This window comes from Thermomonas sp. (assembly GCF_029945965.1).
Lineage (GTDB): Bacteria > Pseudomonadota > Gammaproteobacteria > Xanthomonadales > Xanthomonadaceae > Thermomonas.
Window position 1 is genome coordinate 688,513 of sequence record NZ_JAQSDO010000015.1, and the last position, 18,259, is coordinate 706,771.

Genomic DNA, 18,259 nt, shown 5'->3' on the forward strand with positions numbered 1-18,259 from the left:
AGAGCGCCATGCATACATCACCTTCAGATGGTCAGATCCCGCTGACCCAACGCCCGCAGTGGCAGGCACTGACAGCGCATGCCAGCGCGTTCGCTGCACGCCAGCTTCGTGAACTGTTTGCCGAGGATCCCGAGCGCGGCCAGAGGCTGCATGCGGAAGGCGCGGGCCTGTACCTGGATTACTCCAAGCAGCGCGTCGACGACGACACGCTGCGCCTGCTGCTCGAACTGGCCGACGCCTGCAGTCTGCGCGAACGCACGGCAGCGATGTTCGCCGGTGCCCACATCAATCGCACCGAAGACCGCCCGGCCCTGCACGTCGCGCTGCGGATGCCGAAGGATTCGCAGCTGGAGGTCGACGGCGTCGATGTCGTGACGCAGGTGCACGCGGTACTCGAGCGCATGGCCGCGTTCGCTGACCGCGTTCGCAATGGGCAATGGACTGGCCATGGCGGCAAGCGCATCCGCAACGTGGTCAGTATTGGTATTGGCGGATCCGACCTCGGCCCGGTGATGGCGTACGAGGCGCTGCGTGCATTCAGCGCACGTGACCTGCACTTCGCCTTCGTCTCGAACGTCGACGGCACCGACTTCAGCGAAGCCGTGCGCGGGCTGGACGCGGCCGAAACCCTGTTCATCGTCTGCTCCAAGACTTTCACTACGCTGGAAACGCTGACTAATGCGCACGCCGCGCGTGAATGGTGCCTGCGTGGGCTTGGCAATGATGAGGATGGCAACGATCAGGCCGGGAAGGACGGCGCAGTGGCCAAACATTTCGTCGCGGTGTCCACCAATGCGGAGGGCGTGCGCGACTTCGGGATCGACACCGACAACATGTTCGGCTTCTGGGATTGGGTCGGCGGACGCTATTCGATGGATTCCGCGATCGGCCTGTCGACGATGATCGCAATCGGCCCGGATCATTTTCGCGAGATGCTCGCCGGCTTCCATGCCATGGACACGCATTTCCGAGATACCCCGCACGCCCGAAATCTGCCTGTGCTGATGGCGTTGATTGCGCTGTGGAACAACAATTTCCTCGGCGCCGAGACGGTAGCCGTGTTGCCGTATGCGCAATATCTGAAGCGCTTCCCGGCCTACCTGCAGCAGCTGACGATGGAGAGTAATGGCAAGTCGGTGACCCTGGATGGCCAGCGCGTGGATTACCAGACCGGACCTGTGTATTGGGGCGAGCCGGGAACCAATGGTCAGCATTCGTTCTACCAGCTGATCCACCAGGGCACGCGGCTGGTGCCGTGTGATTTCATCGGCTTCTGCGAGCCACTCAGTCCGCTGCACGAACAGCACGACCTGCTGATGGCCAACCTGTTCGCGCAGGGCGAAGCGCTGGCATTCGGCAAGACCGAAGACGACGTACGCGCGGAAGGCGTGGCCGAGACGCTGGTTCCACACAAGACCTTCGAGGGAAATCACCCGAGCAGCACGATCCTCTCGCAACGCCTGGATCCGCGCACGCTGGGTGCATTGGTCGCGCTGTACGAGCACGCCGTGTTCGTGCAGGGCGTGATCTGGAACATCGATTCCTTCGATCAGTGGGGCGTGGAACTCGGCAAGGTGCTGGCGAAGCAGACTGCGAGCGAACTTGAGGCAAAAAGCCAGCCGGACCTGCGGCACGACAGCTCCACCAACGCCCTGATTCGCCGCTATCGCCAACAAAGGGACGCCTCCTGATGGCAACCCAGGTCAGTCCTCTGGCAGGCAAGCCTGCGCAGGCCGCACAGCTTGTCGACGTCGACAAGCTGGTCGCCGCCTACTTCGACATCAAGCCGGATCCCTCGGTCCCGGTGCAACGCGTGGCGTTCGGAACCTCGGGCCACCGCGGCAGTTCATTCGACGGCAGTTTCAACGAACACCATGTCCTTGCGATCACCCAGGCGATCTGCGAATACCGCAAGGCGCAAGGGATCGATGGCCCGCTTTTCCTCGGCATCGATACACATGCGCTCTCCGGCCCCGCTCGCGACAGCGCGCTGGAAGTACTGGCGGCCAACGGTGTCGAGGTGCGGATTGCCATTGGTGACGAATACACGCCGACACCCGCGGTCTCGCACGGGATCCTGGTCTACAACCAGGGCCGAACATCCGGACTCGCCGATGGCATTGTGGTGACGCCCTCGCACAACCCGCCCGATAACGGCGGCTTCAAGTACAACCCGGTCAACGGTGGCCCGGCGGACACCGCGATCACCCGCCAGGTACAGGACCGCGCCAACGTGCTCCTCGAAGCGCACCTCGATGGCGTATCGCGCGTCCCACTGCAACGGGCACGCAGCGCTGCCACCACACGCGAGCACGATTTCCTCGGCCATTACATCGCCGATCTCGGCAACGTGCTGGATTTCGACCTGATTCGCAGCTCCGGGATCCACATGGGCGTGGACCCGCTCGGTGGCGCTGGCGTGCACTACTGGGCGCGCATCGCCGAACACTATCGGCTAAATCTCGAGGTGGTCAGCGAGCAGGTGGATCCGACATTCGCCTTCATGACCCTCGACTGGGACGGCAAGATCCGCATGGACCCATCGTCGTCGTACGCGATGCAGCGGCTGATCGGCCTGAAGGACCGCTTCGACGTTGCGTTTGCCTGCGACACCGACCACGACCGACACGGCGTGGTGACCAAGGCCGGCCTGTTGCCGTCGAACCACTATCTGGCCGCCATGATCGACGACCTGTTCAACAACCGCCCGCAGTGGAACGCGAAAGCGGCGGTGGGCAAGACCGTGGTCAGCAGCAGCATGATCGACCGCGTGGCCAAGCGGCTTGGCCGCAAACTCTACGAGACGCCGGTGGGTTTCAAGTGGTTCGCGGACGGACTGTTCGACGGATCCCTCGGCTTCGGTGGCGAGGAGAGTGCGGGCGCGAGTTTCCTGCGCCGCGACGGCACGGTGTGGACGACAGACAAGGACGGCCTCGTGCCGGCGCTGTTTGCCGCCGAGCTCACCGCGCGTCATGGCCATGACCCGGCCGAACACTACCGCGGCCTGTGCGATGCTTTCGGTGAAGTGTTCCTCGACCGCGTCGAAGCGCCCGCAAGCCCGCAGCAGAAGCAGGTGCTGGCCAAACTCTCGCCCGACCAGATCAAGGCCGACAAACTTGCGGGCGCGGTGATCAGCAAGGTGCTGGACAAGGCGCCGGGCAATAACGCGTCCATCGGCGGCATCAAGGTGGTTGCGGACAATGGCTGGTTCGCCGCGCGTCCGTCGGGCACCGAGGACATCTACAAGATCTACGGCGAGAGTTTCGAAAGCCGCGAACACCTGCGGGCCATCCTCACCGAGGCGCAGGGCATCGTCGATGCCGCGTTGGCGCAGGCCCCGAACCACGAGGCGTCCTGATCCATCCGCGGACACGACGCTTTGCCACGTAAGGAGGACAGCATGTCATTCACCACGCAATCCGGCTTCATTGCCGGTTCCCTCGACCAGCGCTGCATCGACACGCTGCGCTTCCTCTCCGTAGACATGGTGCAGAAGGCCGACAGCGGCCATCCCGGGCTGCCGCTCGGCGCAGCGCCGATGGCCTACGTGTTATGGCAGCACTTCCTCAAGCACGATCCTGCCGATCCGCAATGGCCGGACCGGGACCGCTTCGTGCTGTCCGCCGGGCATGGCTCGGCTCTGCTTTACAGCCTGCTGCACGTCACCGGCTATGACCTGTCGCTGGAAGACATCAAGCAGTTCCGCCAGTGGGGCAGCAAGGCACCTGGACATCCCGAGCGCGGCCACACGCCCGGCGTAGAGGTCACTACCGGGCCGCTGGGGCAGGGGCTGGCGAATGCGGTGGGCATGGCGATGGCCGAGGCGCAACTCGCCGCGCGCTACAACCGCGATGATCACGCGGTCATCGACCACCACACGTGGGTGATCGCCAGCGACGGCGACCTGATGGAAGGTGTCGCTTCGGAAGCGGCCTCGCTGGCCGGTCACCTGCAGCTGGGCAAGCTCAACGTGCTGTACGACGACAACAGCGTGACCCTGTCGGCCGGCACCGACATCACATTCACCGAGGACCGCGCCGCGCGGTTTGCCGCCTACGGCTGGCACATCCAGACCGTGGACGATGGCAACGACGTGGCGGCGATCCAGGCGGCCCTGCAGCGCGCGCGCGATGAGGTCGCGCGGCCATCGCTGGTGTTGATACGTACGCACATCGGCTACGGCTCGCCCGAACAGGACAGTTTCAAATCGCACGGCTCGCCGTTGGGCGACGCGGACGTGGCAGCCACCAAGCGCGAGCTCGGCTGGCCGGAGCAGCCACCGTTCCTGATGCCCGACGACGCCATGGCGCACTTCCGTGCTGCGTTGGAGCGCGGCAAGCAGGCGAGAAATGCATGGCAGGTGCGCTTCGACGCCTACGCCAAGGCAAGTCCTGACCTCGCTGCCGAACTGCGCAACAGCCTCGAGTCCAAGCTGCCGCGTGGCTGGGATGCGGAGGTGCCGGAGTTTCCCGCTGACGCCAAGGGCATGGCAACGCGCGAGGCTGGCGGCAAGGTGCTGTCAGCGATCGCACTGAAGCTACCCGCGCTGACCGGCGGCTCCGCCGATCTCGATCCATCCACCTATACGGCGATCAAGGGGCTTGGCGACTTCGATCCGCGTGCCACGTCGGGCGACGACCAGCAGGGCTCCGATGGCGGTGGCTGGAGCTACGCGGGGCGCAACCTGCATTTCGGCGTGCGCGAGCACGCGATGGGCGCGATCTGCAACGGCATGGCTGCCCATGGCGGCATCATTCCTTACGACGCGACCTTCCTGATCTTCTCCGACTACATGCGCCCACCGATCCGGCTGGCGGCGCTGATGCGGCTGCACGTGGTCCATGTGTTCACTCATGACAGCATCGCGCTGGGCGAGGACGGGCCGACCCACCAGCCGGTGGAGCAGCTTGCCGGCCTGCGTTCGGTGCCGAACCTGCTGGTGATCCGGCCTGCAGATGCGAACGAAACCGCGGTCGCCTGGCGAGTCGCGCTGGAAGCGGCTGACCGGCCGGTGGCGCTGGTGCTGTCGAGGCAAAAGGTGTCGACCCTGGACCGCGGCAAATACGCACCGGCCGACGGACTGCGCAAGGGCGCATATGTCCTGCTTGATGTCGCCGACGGCAAGCCCGACGTTGTCCTGATAGGCACTGGCGCCGAGACCGGCCTGGTGCTGGAGGCCGTCGAAAAGCTTCAAGCCGAGGGTATCGCCGCACGCGCCGTCTCGATGCCGAGCTGGGAGTTGTTCGACCAGCAGCCACGCAACTACCGGGACACTGTATTTCCGCCGGGCGTGCACGCCAGACTGGCGGTGGAAGCGGGCTCGTCGCAGGGTTGGCATCGCTATGTCGGCGATGGCGGCTGCGTCCTCGGCGTCGATCGCTTCGGCGCATCGGCGCCCGGCAGCGAGGTGATGGAGCGCTACGGCTTCAGCGTCGACAACGTCTGTGCGCTCGCGCGTGGGTTGCTTGGCGACAAACAGGCATCCTGAGGTTGCCCAGCCGCGCTAAAATGCGGCGTGCTGGGCAAGATTCAACCATCGCGCCGTGTAGTGCCCGTTACTCCTTTTTCATCGCATGCCCGCCGAATTCGTTTCGCATCGCCGACAGCAACTTGTCGGTGAACGAATCGGCGTCGCGCGAGCGCAAGCGCTCAATCAACGCCTGGGTGATCACAGGCGCGGCTACGTCGAGGTCGATCGCCTCGGCCACCGTCCAGCGACCTTCGCCGGAATCCGGCACGAACGGCGCGATCCCGTCCAGCTTCGGATTCTTCTCAAGCGCGTCTGCGGTCAGATCCAGCAACCATGAGCGGACCACACTGCCGTAGCGCCAGATTTCCGCAACCTGGTGCAGGTCGAGATTGAAATCCTGCTTGTGCCCGAGGATCGAGAATCCTTCGGCATAGGCCTGCATCAGCCCGTACTCGATGCCGTTGTGGACCATCTTGGTGAAGTGCCCGGAACCGACCGGGCCGACATGGCCCCAGCCCTGGTCCTTGGCCGGCGCGAGTGACTCGAACACCGGATTGAGTCGCTCGACGGCATCCTTCGCACCGCCGATCATCATGCTGTAACCCTCGGCCAGCCCCCAGACGCCGCCGCTGGTGCCGCAGTCGACGTAGTTCACGCCTTTGCCATCAGCGGCCTTTGCGCGGGCCAGCGTGTCCTTGTAGTTGGAGTTGCCGCCGTCGATGATCGTGTCGCCGCTTGCGAGCAGCTTCAGCAGCGCATCAACGGTTCCACCGGTGATGTCGCCGGCCGGCACCATCATCCAGATCGCGCGTGGCGCCGTGAGCTTTCCAACCAGTTCTTCCAGCGTCGCGGCGGATTGCGCGCCGAATTTTTCCGTGGTCGCGCGCGCTTCCGGCTTTGGATCGAAGCCGACCACATGGTGGCCGTCGCGGAGCAGGCGCTGCGCCATATTCGCGCCCATCTTGCCCAAGCCAATCATGCCCAGTTGCATGGAACACCTCCTTGTTGTGTGTGGTTTGCGTGATGTCATTTCGCCTCCGGGTGCTGTTTGCGCCAGGTACGCGCAGCCTCGCCGATGGCGGACGACTGGGTGGGGTAGGGGTAGATGACCTGCGACAGGGTGCGCATGCCGATCCCCGCCACCATCGCCTGGGTCACCTGGCTGATCAGTTCGCCCGCGTCACGCGACACGATGGTCGCGCCCAGGATCTGGTCGGAGCCGTCGGCGACGTGGAGCTTGATGAAACCGATGTCATCGCTGTCGAGCACGGCGCGATCAACTTCGTGCAGCGGTACTGTGACCGTCGAGATCGGGATGTCGCGGCGCATCGCCTCGCGCACATACAGGCCAACGTGTGCGATCTCCGGATCGGTGTAGGTGCACCACGGGATCACGAGTTCGTCGAGCCTTTGCCGTCCACCGTGCAACGCGTTGGCCACCGCCATGCATGCGGTGGTCGCAGCGACGGAGACATAGCGGTGCTCCATGCAGGCATCACCGGCTGCGTAGACCATGGGATTGGATGTACACAGGTAATCGTCGACGTGGACGCCGCGGACCAAATCGTGGCGGATGCCCGCGGCATCCAGGCCCAGATCGTCGATCCGTGGTATCCGGCCCGTGCCCACCAGCACGGCGTCTGCCGTGATCGCCGAAATGTAGTCGTCGCTGCGCAGGTCGGCATGGATGTCGCCGCCGACCCGCCGCAGCGCGGTCACGTTGGTATTCAGCCGCACCTCGATCCCGTCGCGCGCGAACGCCACCGACAGGATCTGCGCCGCATCGCGCTCCTCGTGCGGCAGGAATAGCGGCATGTCCTGCACGATCACCACGCGACTGCCGAAGCGGCTGTAGACCTGCGCCAGCTCGCAGCCCAGTGGGCCGCCGCCGATGACCAGCAGTCGCGCGGGCAAATGCCTGATGCCGAAGATGGTCTCGTTGGTGAAGTAGCCCACATCTTTCAGCCCCGGGATGTCGGGCACATCGGGCTCGGCGCCAGTCGCGATGAGCACCTTGTCGAACCATAGCGGATCGCCATCGAGCTCCAGCCGGTCGGGGGCGCGGAACTCGGCGTGGCCGAAAAAAAGATCGACGCCGGCTTCGCGCAGCATGCGTGGGGAAGTCGTCCTGCTCAGGCGTGCGCGCAGCCGCAGCACGCGTTCCATTGTGGCGTGGAAATCGACATCGATGCGCGCCGGCACGGCGGCGCCGTAACGGCGCGCATCGCGCATCTCGGCATATGTACGCGCACTGCGGATCAGTGCCTTCGATGCCACGCTGCCGTAGTTGAGGGCATCGCCGCCTATCAGGTCGCGCTCGACCAAAGCGACGCGGATGCCCGATGCTGCGGCTTGCATGGCGGCGGTGAGACCCGCTGGGCCTGCGCCGATCACGACCAGTCCATAGCGATCCGCACGGATGGGATTGCGCCACTCCGCCGGGTGTACGTTGGCCTTCAGCTCCGCGCGTACCGCAGGATCGACGATGGTCCCGGAACCCGGGTCACGGCGAGGCATCAGGTGTCCCCCAGTCCGTGCGCGGCATCCAGCCAGCCGCCATCGAAACCGGAACGGCGCAGCCCGTCGACAATCCAACCGCAGCTGCGCATCAGCCGCCAGGGCAGGCCGCTTCTGTGGTTCTCCAGCATCATCACGATGATGCCCTGATCCAGGCCGAACAGGCCCGGCGACACCCATGCGCTGCCGTGGGCATCACGCAGGTCGGCATTGAATCCGCTTGTAAAGCAGTCGTCCGTAAGGATTTCGGGATATCTGCTGGACATGGTGCGGATTGCGATCCTTGCGAGCTCCGGCTCGAACGGCATGCAGGCCAGCACCGCCGACGGCGACAGGGTGCCGTCATCCGGGCCGTATGGCACGCCGCGGGCTGCATAACCGAACAGGTTGCGTGGCTCGGCGTCGACCTCGCGCACCTCGTCAGTGGGGCCTTCACAGGCGCTGAAGCCCCAGCAGTCCTCCCCATAACCGGCGTGACCGCCAGGATTGATGCAGGCGTAGGCACGCTGCACGTGCACCGCACGGCGGCTGTTTTCGAAATAGTCGCATTGCTTCTCACGCATGAAACCGTCGCGGATGCCGCGAAAGTCGATCCACGCGTGCGAGAACAGGTGGATGAACAGCGGACCGGCGTACAGGAAATCGTATCCGTAGATATTTTCCCACTGGTAGGTGTAGGTCCAGTCGTGATAACAGGCGTGGCTGATCGGGTGGGTCGGCGAGCCCATCGCCAGCACATACAAAACGATCGCTTCGCTATAGCCTTCCCAGCCGTAGTGCAGGAAGCCGCATTCGGGCTTCCAGCCCTGCATTATCGTGCCCTTGCCGTCCTGCGCCCAACGCCAGTCGATACGGCGATACAGCAGGTCGACGACGGCGCGCAGTTCGGTTTCAGCGGCGTTGTCGGCACTGAAATACTCGCTGGCCATCAGCGCGCCGGCGATCAGCAGCGCGGTATCGATCATCGACAGTTCGCAGCGCCACACGCGCGTGCCGGCACCCGGATCGAGAAAATGGAAGTAGAAGCCCTTGAAGCCGGTCGCCTCGGGGCTGCCGTCCTGGTTGCTGTCGCGGAAGAAATGCAGCGCCATGGTGCAGTGCGCGATGGCCTGCTCGCGTGAAATCCAGCCTCGTTCGACCGCCACCGGGTAGGCGGATAGCGCGAATCCAACGACAGCAATACTCACCGGCGAACCAGGTCGCGAGGTGTCCGCGTGCAGGCCGTTTAATGGATTGCGGTTGTGCAGGAAATACTCGAAGGCTGCGCGCTGGTAACGATCAAGCAGCGCGTCGTCGGACACAATCGGCTCGCATGGCACGTCCTGCGCTGCTGCAGCTGCGCTGGCATCATCTGCAAGTCGCCCTGAGGCGCTGTTGTGGTTGGTAATTGTCACCTTATCCGCAAGTTTAGATTCGGCGCTGTTAGCAAGTCATGACGTTTACACGCCCATTACCGGTGAGGTGCCATAAAGTGCAGTCGCCCGAGCAGAGTGGAAGTTCCATGTCCGATCACGCATCCGCCAATCCGTCCGGTCCTCTTGTCGGCACAGCTCCTCGGCTGCAGCTAATGTCCAACGGGAATTACAGCGTCATGCTGACCGCCGCGGGTGCCGGCTACAGCCATTGGAAGGACTGCGCGATCACCCGCTGGCAGGCAGATTCAACCCTCGATGATCACGGCGCATGGCTGTACCTGCGGGACATGGACGACGGCGCGACCTGGTCTGCAGGCCTGCAGCCAACCGCGACTGCCGCGGACGACTATGCAGTGGAATTCACGCCCGACCGTGCGGTGATCCATCGCCGTGATGGCGACATCTCGACCGAGCTGGACATCGTGGTGGCCGGGGAGGGCGATGCCGAAGTGCGCCGTATCCGCCTGCATAACAATGGCAGCGGCGCGCACACCATCGAGGTGACCAGCTACGCAGAACTGGTACTCGCGCCGCAGGCGAGTGACGCAGCGCATCCTGCGTTTTCGAAGATGTTCGTACGTACCGAGTGGTTGGCGGATCGGCAGTTGCTGTTCGCATCACGCCGGGTGCGCTCGCCCGGCGACCCGTCCGCCTGCGTCGCCCAGTGGTTGGAGGTTGATGACGGAAACGGCGAAGCGCCGCAGTGGGAAACCGATCGTGCGCGCTTCATTGGACGTGGAGGCAACCAACGTGCGCCCGCAGCGCTTGCCACGGACGACCTGTCAGGCATCGTGGGCACGGTACTCGACCCGGTCTTTTGCCTGCGCCGTCGGGTGCGCATCGCAGCCGGCGAGACCGTGACGCTGCGCTTGTGGACAGTGGCTGCGGCATCCCGCGAAGAGGCGCTGGCGCTTGCCGGGCAGTTTGGAGGCAGCGAAGGCTTCGAGCGCGCGTCGTTGAGCGCTTCGAAGCGCGCCGGTGAGACATTGTTGACGCTGGGCATCGACGCGGTGCAAGCCGAGCGCTTCCAACGGCTCGCAGCCGCGTTGCTGTATCCCGATTCGTCCATGCGGGCAGAGCCCTTGGCGCGACGGCAGGGGACTGGCGGTGCGCCCACGCTCTGGGCCGGAGGCATTTCCGGCGATCACCCGATCGCACTGCTGCGCATCGATGACGACGCCGGACTCGATCTCGTCGACGAGCTGCTGCGCGCCAGCGCGTTCTGGCACGCCCACGGCGTTGACGCCGATCTCGTCGTCATCGCTGACACGGGCGCCTCCATCGAAACGCTGAAGGCCCGCATCGACGCGCATGCCGCGCAGTTTTCGCCGCCTGGCGGCAAGCCGAACGTGTTCGCGCTGGCTACCGACGGGACTGCAGAAGTACTACAGGCCGGGCTGGCGACTGCCGCTGCAGTGGTCATCGACCAGCGCAATGGTTCACTGGGCGCACAGGTGGACGCACTGTTGACTCCTGCGGCGGACGGCGGAATTCCAACTGCAGCCGCGCGTGCCGAGCCTACCCAACCGAAGCCGACCGATCCACTGCCGGGCGACACAGTCGAGAGCAGCCTCGAATTCTTCAATGGCCACGGTGGTTTTGCCGACGACGGGCGCGAGTACGTGACCGTGATCCGCAATGGTGTGCTGCCGCCGATGCCGTGGGCCAATGTCGTTGCCAACCCCGATTTCGGCTTCACCGCCACCGAGGCCGGCGGCGGCTATGTCTGGTCCCAGAACAGCCAGCGCAACCCCATCACGCCCTGGGCCAACGATCCGGTCTCAGACCCGCCGCAGGACGTGCTGTACGTGCGCGATGAGCAGGACGGGCACCTGTGCACTGCGACCGCGCTGCCGTGCATGGCTGGCGACAACGGTAAGTACATCGTGCGTCATGGCCACGGCTACACCCGCTTCCAGCACCAGGCGCTCGGGATCGAACTCGACCTGTTGCAGTACGTGCCTATTGCCGACGGTGTGAAGATCTCACGCCTGCGGATTCGCAACCTTTCGGGGCGAGTACGCAAGCTGTCGGTGACAGCCTTCGTGCAATGGGCACTCGGTCCGAACGGCACCAGCACCACGCCGTTTGTCGACACCTCGCTTGATGCCGACACTGGCGCACTGTTCGCGCGCAACCGGTGGCGCAGTGAGTTCGGCGAACGCGTGGCGTTCATCGACCTGCGCGGTCGCCAGCAGTCGCACGATGGTGACCGCACGGGTTTCATAGGCCGCCACGGCGACCTGTCTGCTCCCGCAGCGCTGCGAAACGGCGAGCCGCTTGCCGGCCGCACCGGTGTCGGACTCGATCCCTGCGGTGCGCTGCAGGCCCACGTTGAACTGCCCGCGGGCGGCGAAGACGAGATCGTGCTGCTGCTCGGCGATGCGAACGATGCGGATTCGGCGCGCGAACTGTTGCAACGCTACCGCGATGCCGACCTCGACGCCGTGCTGCATGCGGTGAAGCAACAGTGGGACGACATCCTCGGAACGGTGCAGGTGCGCACGCCCAACCGTGCGATGGATCTGCTACTCAACCGCTGGCTGCTCTACCAGGCTCTGTGCTGCCGAGTGTGGGCACGCACCGCCTATTACCAAGCCAGTGGTGCTTACGGTTTCCGCGACCAGCTGCAGGACGTGATGGCCACCTGCATCGCGCGTCCGGACGAAACACGCGCGCAGTTGCTACGCGCGGCTGGTCGCCAGTTCGCAGAGGGCGACGTGCAGCACTGGTGGTTGCCGCCGGGCGGGGACGGCATCCGCACGCACATGACCGACGACCGTCTGTGGCTGCCTTATGTCGCCTGCCATTACATGCAAGTCACCGGCGACACCGCCGTGCTCGACACCCGCCAGCCTTTCATCGAGGGGCCGCATTTGGAGCCTGGCGCGCACGAGGCGTACTACCGCCCAACCACATCCACCACCGACGCCAGCCTGTACGAGCACTGCGCGCGCGCGATCGACGCCAGCCTGTCACTGGGTGTGCATGACCTGCCACTGTTCGGTACCGGCGACTGGAACGACGGCATGAACCGCGTCGGCGAGCAGGGCAAGGGCGAGAGCATCTGGCTGGGCTGGTTCCTGTGCGCGACGATCGAAGCTTTCGCACCCTGCGCGAAGGCGCGGGGCGAGGACGAACGCGCGCGCCGTTGGGAGCAGGTGGCCAAGAGCGTGCGCGCCGGCCTCGACGTCGGCGGCTGGGACGGTGAGTGGTATCGCCGCGGCTATTACGACGACGGCACGCCATTGGGCTCGCACGAAAGCGAGGAATGCCGGATCGATGCCATCGCACAGTCGTGGAGCGTCATCGCCGGTGGCGGCGACCCGGCGCACGCGAAATCCGCGATGGAACAGGTCGACCGCCAGCTCATCCTGCGCGATGAAAAACTCGCGTTGCTGTTCACACCGCCGCTGCAGCACACCGCGCTAGATCCCGGTTATGTCAAGGCGTATCCAGCTGGCCTGCGCGAGAACGGCGGCCAGTACACGCACGGTGCACAGTGGTCGATATTCGCCTTCGCCAAACTGGGTGACGGTGACCGCGCCGAAGGCCTGTTCGCGCTGATCAACCCGATTCACCATTCAGCCACGGCGGACGCGGTGGCGCGCTACAAGGTCGAACCCTACGTCGCGGCGGCCGATGTCTATTCAGTCGATCCCCACGTCGGCCGCGGCGGCTGGACCTGGTACACCGGCTCCGGCGCGTGGCTATACCGGGCTGGTCTCGAGGCTATCCTCGGGTTCAACCTGGAGGGCGACCGGCTGCGGCTTGAGCCATGCATTCCGCGCGACTGGCCAGGGTTCTCGATCGACTACCGCTATGGCGGCAGCCGCTACCGGATAGAAGTCACCAATCCGCATCGCGCCTGCAGCGGCATCGCGCGCTGTGAGCTGGACGGCAAGCAGCTCGAGGTCGCTCCGTGCCTGATTCCGCTGGTCGATGACGGCGGCGTACATCACGTTGCGGTGGAGCTCGGCAAGTAAGGCAGCAGGTCGACGTGGCTTTTCGACTTGCCTGGCCAGCGGAATGTCACGAAACGGTGAAGCCGGACGAACGGATGTTCACATCAACGCTCCATCGCAGAAGGATCAGCAAGACCATGAAATATTATTTTGCAAAAACACTGTCCGACACGAGTTTCGATGACGCCATCGCGCGTGCGACTGACGCCTTGAAGCAAGAGGGCTTCGGCATCCTGACCGACATCGATGTCAAGGCCACGATGAAGAAGAAGCTCGACAAGGACTTCCGCGACTACCGCATCCTCGGGGCCTGCAACCCGGAGATGGCCTGGCAGGCGCTACAGGTCGAAGCCAGGATCGGCACGATGTTGCCGTGCAATGTCATCGTTCAGGCACTCGACAACGGCGATGTGGAAGTTGCGGCCGTCGATCCCGTGGCCTCGATGCAGGCCGTCGACAATCCCGGCCTTGCCGGCGTCGCCGCGGACGTGCGTGACCGGCTCAAGCGCGTTATCGACGCGCTCTGACTGAGCATAGGGGAGGGTGCCAGCCTGAACGTTACGTCAGCACGGTAGCCATTTGGAGGCTTGCATTCGTTCTGATATTGGATAAAGATAGTAAGTGATTACTATCTTTGAGAGTGCCCATGTCCCAACGTCCAAGGAATCTTCCAGCCGAAGAACGGCGTGCGGTGACGGTTGGAGCAGTGGTCGAGCTGGCAGCTTCACAGAATCCGAGTGAAATCACTACTGCAGCCATCGCCAAGCACATGCACTTGACTCAAGGTGCCCTGTTTCGGCATTTTCCCAGCAAGGAAGCGATCTGGCAGGCGACCATGGAATGGGTTGCCGAACGCCTGTTGAACCGGATCGAACGCGCCGCCGAAGGAATCGACTTGCCGTTGGCGGCGTTGCGGGCCATGTTCATGGCTCACGTTGAATTCGTCACCGAACATCCCGGCGTGCCGCGGATGATGTTCGGAGAGCTGCAGCGCGCTGAACCAACCGCAGCCAAACGCATGGTGAAGACGCTGATCGAGCGCTACCAGCAGCGCCTGCACAAGTTGATGGAGGCAGGCAAGGCGAGCGGCGAGGTAGCTGCTTCACTCGATAGTGAAGCAGCAGCAATCTTGTTCATTGGCACAGTCCAGGGACTGGTCATGCAGTCGCTGCTGGCCGGTGACGTGGCCGGGATGCGCCGCGACGCACCGCGAGTCTTCGACATCTATTGTCGTGGCATCGAGGCGCGCCATGAAACGACTTGAATCCTTGCTCACGCGACTGCCCATGCGCGGTCGAACGCTGGCGTTACTGGCTGCACTCGTCCCGCTGTTGGCGTTGTTCGCCTACGTGATCCTGCGTTCCGGTCCCTTGTCACCAGTGGCCGTGACGACCACGACCGTGCAGACGCACGCCATCTCGCCAAACCTGTTTGGTATCGGCACCGTCGAGGCGCGCTATATCCACAGGATTGGTCCCACGTTTCCCGGGCGCGTGAGCCGGCTGGACGTGCAGGTCGGCGACAGGGTGGCGGCGGGACAGGTGCTTGGCGAGATGGATGCCATCGATCTCGATGATCGCATTCGCGCGCAGGAAGCCTCGCTCCGGCGTGCCGACGCGATGGTGCGTGAAGCCCAAGCGCGCCAGGCCTTTGCCCGTACGCAGCTTCACCGCTACGAACAACTGCTGCCATCGCGAATGGTCAGCGAGGAAGTCGTGGCAAGCAAACGGCAGGAGTTGCAGGTCGCCGATGCCGGACTCTCCGCTGCACGCGAGGAGTTCACGCGGAGTCGCGCAGACCGCGAGGCCACGATCGCGCAGCGGACCAGCCTGCAACTGGTGGCACCGACCGATGGCTTGGTGGTGGTACGCGACGTCGATCCTGGCACTACAGTAGTTGCCGGCCAGGCCGTGGTGGAAATCATCGATCCGCACAGCCTTTGGATTGACGTACGTTTCGATCAGGCCGGCGCTACCGGACTGGCGGCGGGGCAGCTGGCACGCATCGTCCTGCGCTCGCGCAGTGATCGACCCATGGACGGCAAGGTACTACGGGTTGAGCCCTTGGCGGACGCGGTAACCGAGGAAACCCGTGCCAAGGTGAGCTTCACCTCACCTCCGGCACCGTTGCCACCGGTGGGTGAACTGGCCGAGGTCAGCGTCGCCCTGCCGGCACTTCCGGCCGCACCAGTGATTCCCAACGCCGCAGTCGTGCGCCGCGATGGGCAGCTCGGCGTATGGCAAGTCGTGGACGGCAACAAGCTGCGCTTCACTCCCGTCGAAATTGGCTTGGCCGACCTCGATGGTCGCGTGCAGGTCGCAGCCGGGCTCAAGGCGGGTGACCAGGTCGTGGAATACAGCGAAAAGGCACTCGGGCCACGTAGCCGTATCCACGTCGTGGAGTCCATCCGCGGTGTAGCGAAATGATCAACCTCGCCGCGCGCGACATCCTGCATGGATGGGGCAAGTTCCTGTTCACCGGCATTGGCCTCGGGCTGCTGATCGGCGTGACCCTGACCATGGCCGGCGTCTATCGGGGCATGGTGGCCGACGGCAAGGCGCTGCTCGACAACAGCGGCGCGGATCTGTGGGTAGTGCAACGCGACACCCTCGGTCCTTACGCTGAATCCTCGAGCCTCTATGACGATCTCTACCGCGGCATCCTCGCCATGCCAGGGGTCGCGCGCGCGGCCAACGTGACCTACCTGACCATGCAGGTCCGCAAGGACGAGCGCGACGTGCGCACGATGGTGGTCGGCATCGCCCCTGGTGCGGCGGGTACGCCCGGTTGGCCGCCATATCTCGTCGCCGGGCGGCAGATTACCCGCAGCCATTACGAAGCCGTTGCCGACATCGCCACCGGCTTCCGGCTGGACGACCGCATCCGCATCCGCCGCAACCTCTACACCGTGGTTGGCCTGACTCGACGCATGGTGTCGTCCAGCGGCGATCCAATGGTGTTCATTCCGCTCAAGGACGCGCAGGACGCGCAGTTCCTCAAGGACAACGACACGATTCTTCAGAACCGCCGACGCACGACGGAGAATCCTGCCTTCAACCGTCCCGGCGTGCCGGGACTGCTCGACGCGGTGATCGCCTCTCAAAGCGACAACCACTCCGTCAATGCCGTGCTGGTCCAGGTCAAGTCCGGGCAATCGGCCGACGACGTCGCCGCATCGATCCAGCGCTGGAAGCGCGTCACCGCCTACACCCGACCGCAGATGGAACAGATCCTGATCGGCAAGCTGATCGCCACCTCGGCGCGGCAGATCGGCATGTTCCTGGTGATCCTGGCGATCGTCAGCGCCGCCATCGTCGCCTTCATCATCTATACGCTGACCCTCGGCAAGATCCGCGAGATCGCGGTGCTCAAGCTCATCGGCACACGCAACCGCACCATCGCCGGGATGATCATGCAGCAGGCGCTCGGCCTCGGGCTGATCGGTTTCGTGGTTGGCAAGATATCGGCCACGTTCTGGGCGCCGAACTTCCCCAAGTACGTCCTGCTTGAACCGCAGGATGCTGTCACCGGTTTTGTCGCGGTGATGCTCATTTGCGTGCTCGCCAGCCTGGTCGCGATCCGTGCTGCGCTCAAAGTCGATCCGGCCGAAGCGATCGGGGGCTGAGATGACGGGCAAGGGCATCCGCATCGAAGGCCTGAGCAAGCGTTATGGCACCGGCGACACCGCGGTCGATGCGCTCAAGCACGTCGATATGCAGGTCGCGCCCGGCGAGGTAATCGGCCTGATCGGCCCGTCGGGTTCAGGCAAGAGCACCCTGCTCAAGTGCCTCGGCGCGGTGATCGAGCCGACCGCGGGGCGCATGATCCTTGGCGACGAGGTGATCTATGACAACGGCTGGAAGATCCGCGACCTGCGCGCACTGCGCCGCGACAAGATTGGCTTCGTGTTCCAGTCCGCGTACTTGATCCCGTTCCTGGATGCCACCGACAACGTCGCCCTGCTGCCGATGCTGGCCGGCGTGCCGAATGCCAAAGCGCGGGCATCGGCGATGGAAATGCTGCAGGCGCTGGATGTCGCGCATCGCGCTGCCGCCATGCCGGCGCAGCTCTCGGGCGGCGAACAGCAACGCGTGGCAATCGCCCGCGGCCTGGTGAACCGTCCTCCGGTCATCCTCGCCGACGAGCCCACTGCACCATTGGACGGCGAACGTGCGTTGGCGGTGATCCGCATCCTCAACGATATGGCGCGCAGATTCCAGACCGCCATCATCGTCGTCACCCACGACGAGAAAATCATCCCCACGTTCAGGCGCATGTACCACATCCGCGACGGCGTGACCCATGAGGAGGCCGGCGAGGGCAGGGCGTTCAATTGAACTTCGTTCCGAAGCCGAAGCTCTGGACTGCCAGTTGTTTCGAAACCGATCACACATGACCACGTCGAATCTGAAGGAAGGACAGATCATGAAAACGCGCAGGACTCGTGATTTCTGGGTTTGGATGATTTCCCTGATCGCCATCGGGTTTGGCGCTATGACCATCAAGGAAGGCGGCACGGTGCTATTCGGCAGCGAGACCTCCCGCGCTGCTGCCGGTGAGTATGTCCCGTTCGTGCTCTGGTTCAATTTCATCGCCGGCTTCGCCTACGTCATTGCCGGTGCAGGCCTCTGGCTGCAACACCGCTGGGCAGTGCCATTGGCCATCGTCATCGCCGTGGCAACGCTCGCCGTATTTGCGGCGTTTGCCGTGCACGTGGCCTTCGGCGGTGCCTACGCGCAACGCACGCTCATCGCCATGACCCTGCGAAGTACGGTCTGGATCGTGATCGCAGCCATCGGTGCCTGGCGGCTCCAGCAACGCCGTCTCGGCAACGGGTAATCGATAGATACCGCGGGGCGCCGCATGAACATCAGGCTCGATGGCGCCGCGCA

General features: G+C 64.4%; 13 protein-coding genes. 10 read left to right on the forward strand and 3 right to left on the reverse strand.

The genetic code is table 11. The annotated features are described in order from the left end of the window. Positions 1-8: 8 nt before the first annotated feature. From pgi to tkt, 3 genes are read left to right on the forward strand one after another with little or no spacing between them, the layout of a single operon-like run. Positions 9-1,691, forward strand: a complete 1,683-nt coding sequence (pgi, locus tag PSV05_RS09430; protein WP_300064395.1) for a glucose-6-phosphate isomerase — start codon at positions 9-11, stop codon at positions 1,689-1,691. Next, a complete protein-coding gene (pgm, locus tag PSV05_RS09435; RefSeq protein WP_300064397.1) occupies positions 1,691-3,358 on the forward strand; it encodes a phosphoglucomutase (alpha-D-glucose-1,6-bisphosphate-dependent) in 1,668 nt (555 codons plus the stop codon). The genes pgi and pgm overlap by 1 nt, the downstream gene beginning before the upstream one ends. Before the next feature lie 42 nt (positions 3,359-3,400). Beyond that, positions 3,401-5,488: a transketolase gene (gene tkt, locus PSV05_RS09440; protein ID WP_300064399.1), complete on the forward strand. Its 2,088-nt coding sequence runs from the start codon at positions 3,401-3,403 to the stop codon at positions 5,486-5,488. Between the two features lie 67 nt (positions 5,489-5,555). On the opposite strand, the gene gnd is transcribed toward tkt, so the two are convergent. Genes gnd through PSV05_RS09455 form a run of 3 tightly spaced genes read right to left on the reverse strand, consistent with a single transcriptional unit; the run spans position 5,556 to position 9,381 of the window. After that, the gene (gnd, locus tag PSV05_RS09445) at positions 5,556-6,500 is read right to left on the reverse strand and encodes a phosphogluconate dehydrogenase (NAD(+)-dependent, decarboxylating) (protein ID WP_300064401.1); all 945 of its coding nucleotides are present in this window, start codon (positions 6,498-6,500) and stop codon (positions 5,556-5,558) included. Then, a complete protein-coding gene (locus tag PSV05_RS09450; protein WP_300064403.1) occupies positions 6,497-7,987 on the reverse strand; it encodes a mercuric reductase in 1,491 nt (496 codons plus the stop codon). Before PSV05_RS09450 ends, gnd begins: the two co-directional genes overlap by 4 nt. Then, entirely contained in the window at positions 7,987-9,381 is a 1,395-nt protein-coding gene (locus tag PSV05_RS09455; protein WP_300064405.1) for a glucoamylase family protein, read from the reverse strand. The genes PSV05_RS09450 and PSV05_RS09455 overlap by 1 nt, the downstream gene beginning before the upstream one ends. A 107-nt stretch (positions 9,382-9,488) precedes the next feature. Here PSV05_RS09455 and PSV05_RS09460 point away from each other — a divergent pair, with 107 nt between their 5' ends. The 7 genes from PSV05_RS09460 to PSV05_RS09490 all read left to right on the forward strand — a co-directional run bounded on the left by PSV05_RS09460 (position 9,489) and on the right by PSV05_RS09490 (position 18,206). Then, positions 9,489-13,388: a glycosyl hydrolase family 65 protein gene (locus PSV05_RS09460; protein WP_300064407.1), complete on the forward strand. Its 3,900-nt coding sequence runs from the start codon at positions 9,489-9,491 to the stop codon at positions 13,386-13,388. A gap of 116 nt (positions 13,389-13,504) precedes the next feature. Beyond that, positions 13,505-13,894 (forward strand): DUF302 domain-containing protein, encoded by a 390-nt coding sequence (locus tag PSV05_RS09465; protein ID WP_300064409.1) that lies wholly within the window; start codon positions 13,505-13,507, stop codon positions 13,892-13,894. 119 nt (positions 13,895-14,013) lie between these two features. Further along, on the forward strand, positions 14,014-14,631 hold the full coding sequence (locus tag PSV05_RS09470; RefSeq protein ID WP_300064411.1) for a TetR/AcrR family transcriptional regulator: 618 nt from the start codon (positions 14,014-14,016) through the stop codon (positions 14,629-14,631). Beyond that, complete coding sequence (locus PSV05_RS09475) at positions 14,618-15,793, forward strand: efflux RND transporter periplasmic adaptor subunit (protein ID WP_300064413.1); 1,176 nt, start codon at positions 14,618-14,620, stop codon at positions 15,791-15,793. The genes PSV05_RS09470 and PSV05_RS09475 overlap by 14 nt, the downstream gene beginning before the upstream one ends. Beyond that, on the forward strand, positions 15,790-16,992 hold the full coding sequence (locus PSV05_RS09480; protein WP_300064415.1) for an ABC transporter permease: 1,203 nt from the start codon (positions 15,790-15,792) through the stop codon (positions 16,990-16,992). The genes PSV05_RS09475 and PSV05_RS09480 overlap by 4 nt, the downstream gene beginning before the upstream one ends. 1 nt (position 16,993) lies before the next feature. Next, entirely contained in the window at positions 16,994-17,704 is a 711-nt protein-coding gene (locus PSV05_RS09485; RefSeq protein WP_300064417.1) for an ABC transporter ATP-binding protein, read from the forward strand. 88 nt (positions 17,705-17,792) lie between these two features. Then, positions 17,793-18,206, forward strand: coding sequence for a hypothetical protein (locus PSV05_RS09490; RefSeq protein WP_300064419.1), 414 nt, complete (start codon positions 17,793-17,795; stop codon positions 18,204-18,206). Positions 18,207-18,259 lie beyond the last annotated feature (53 nt).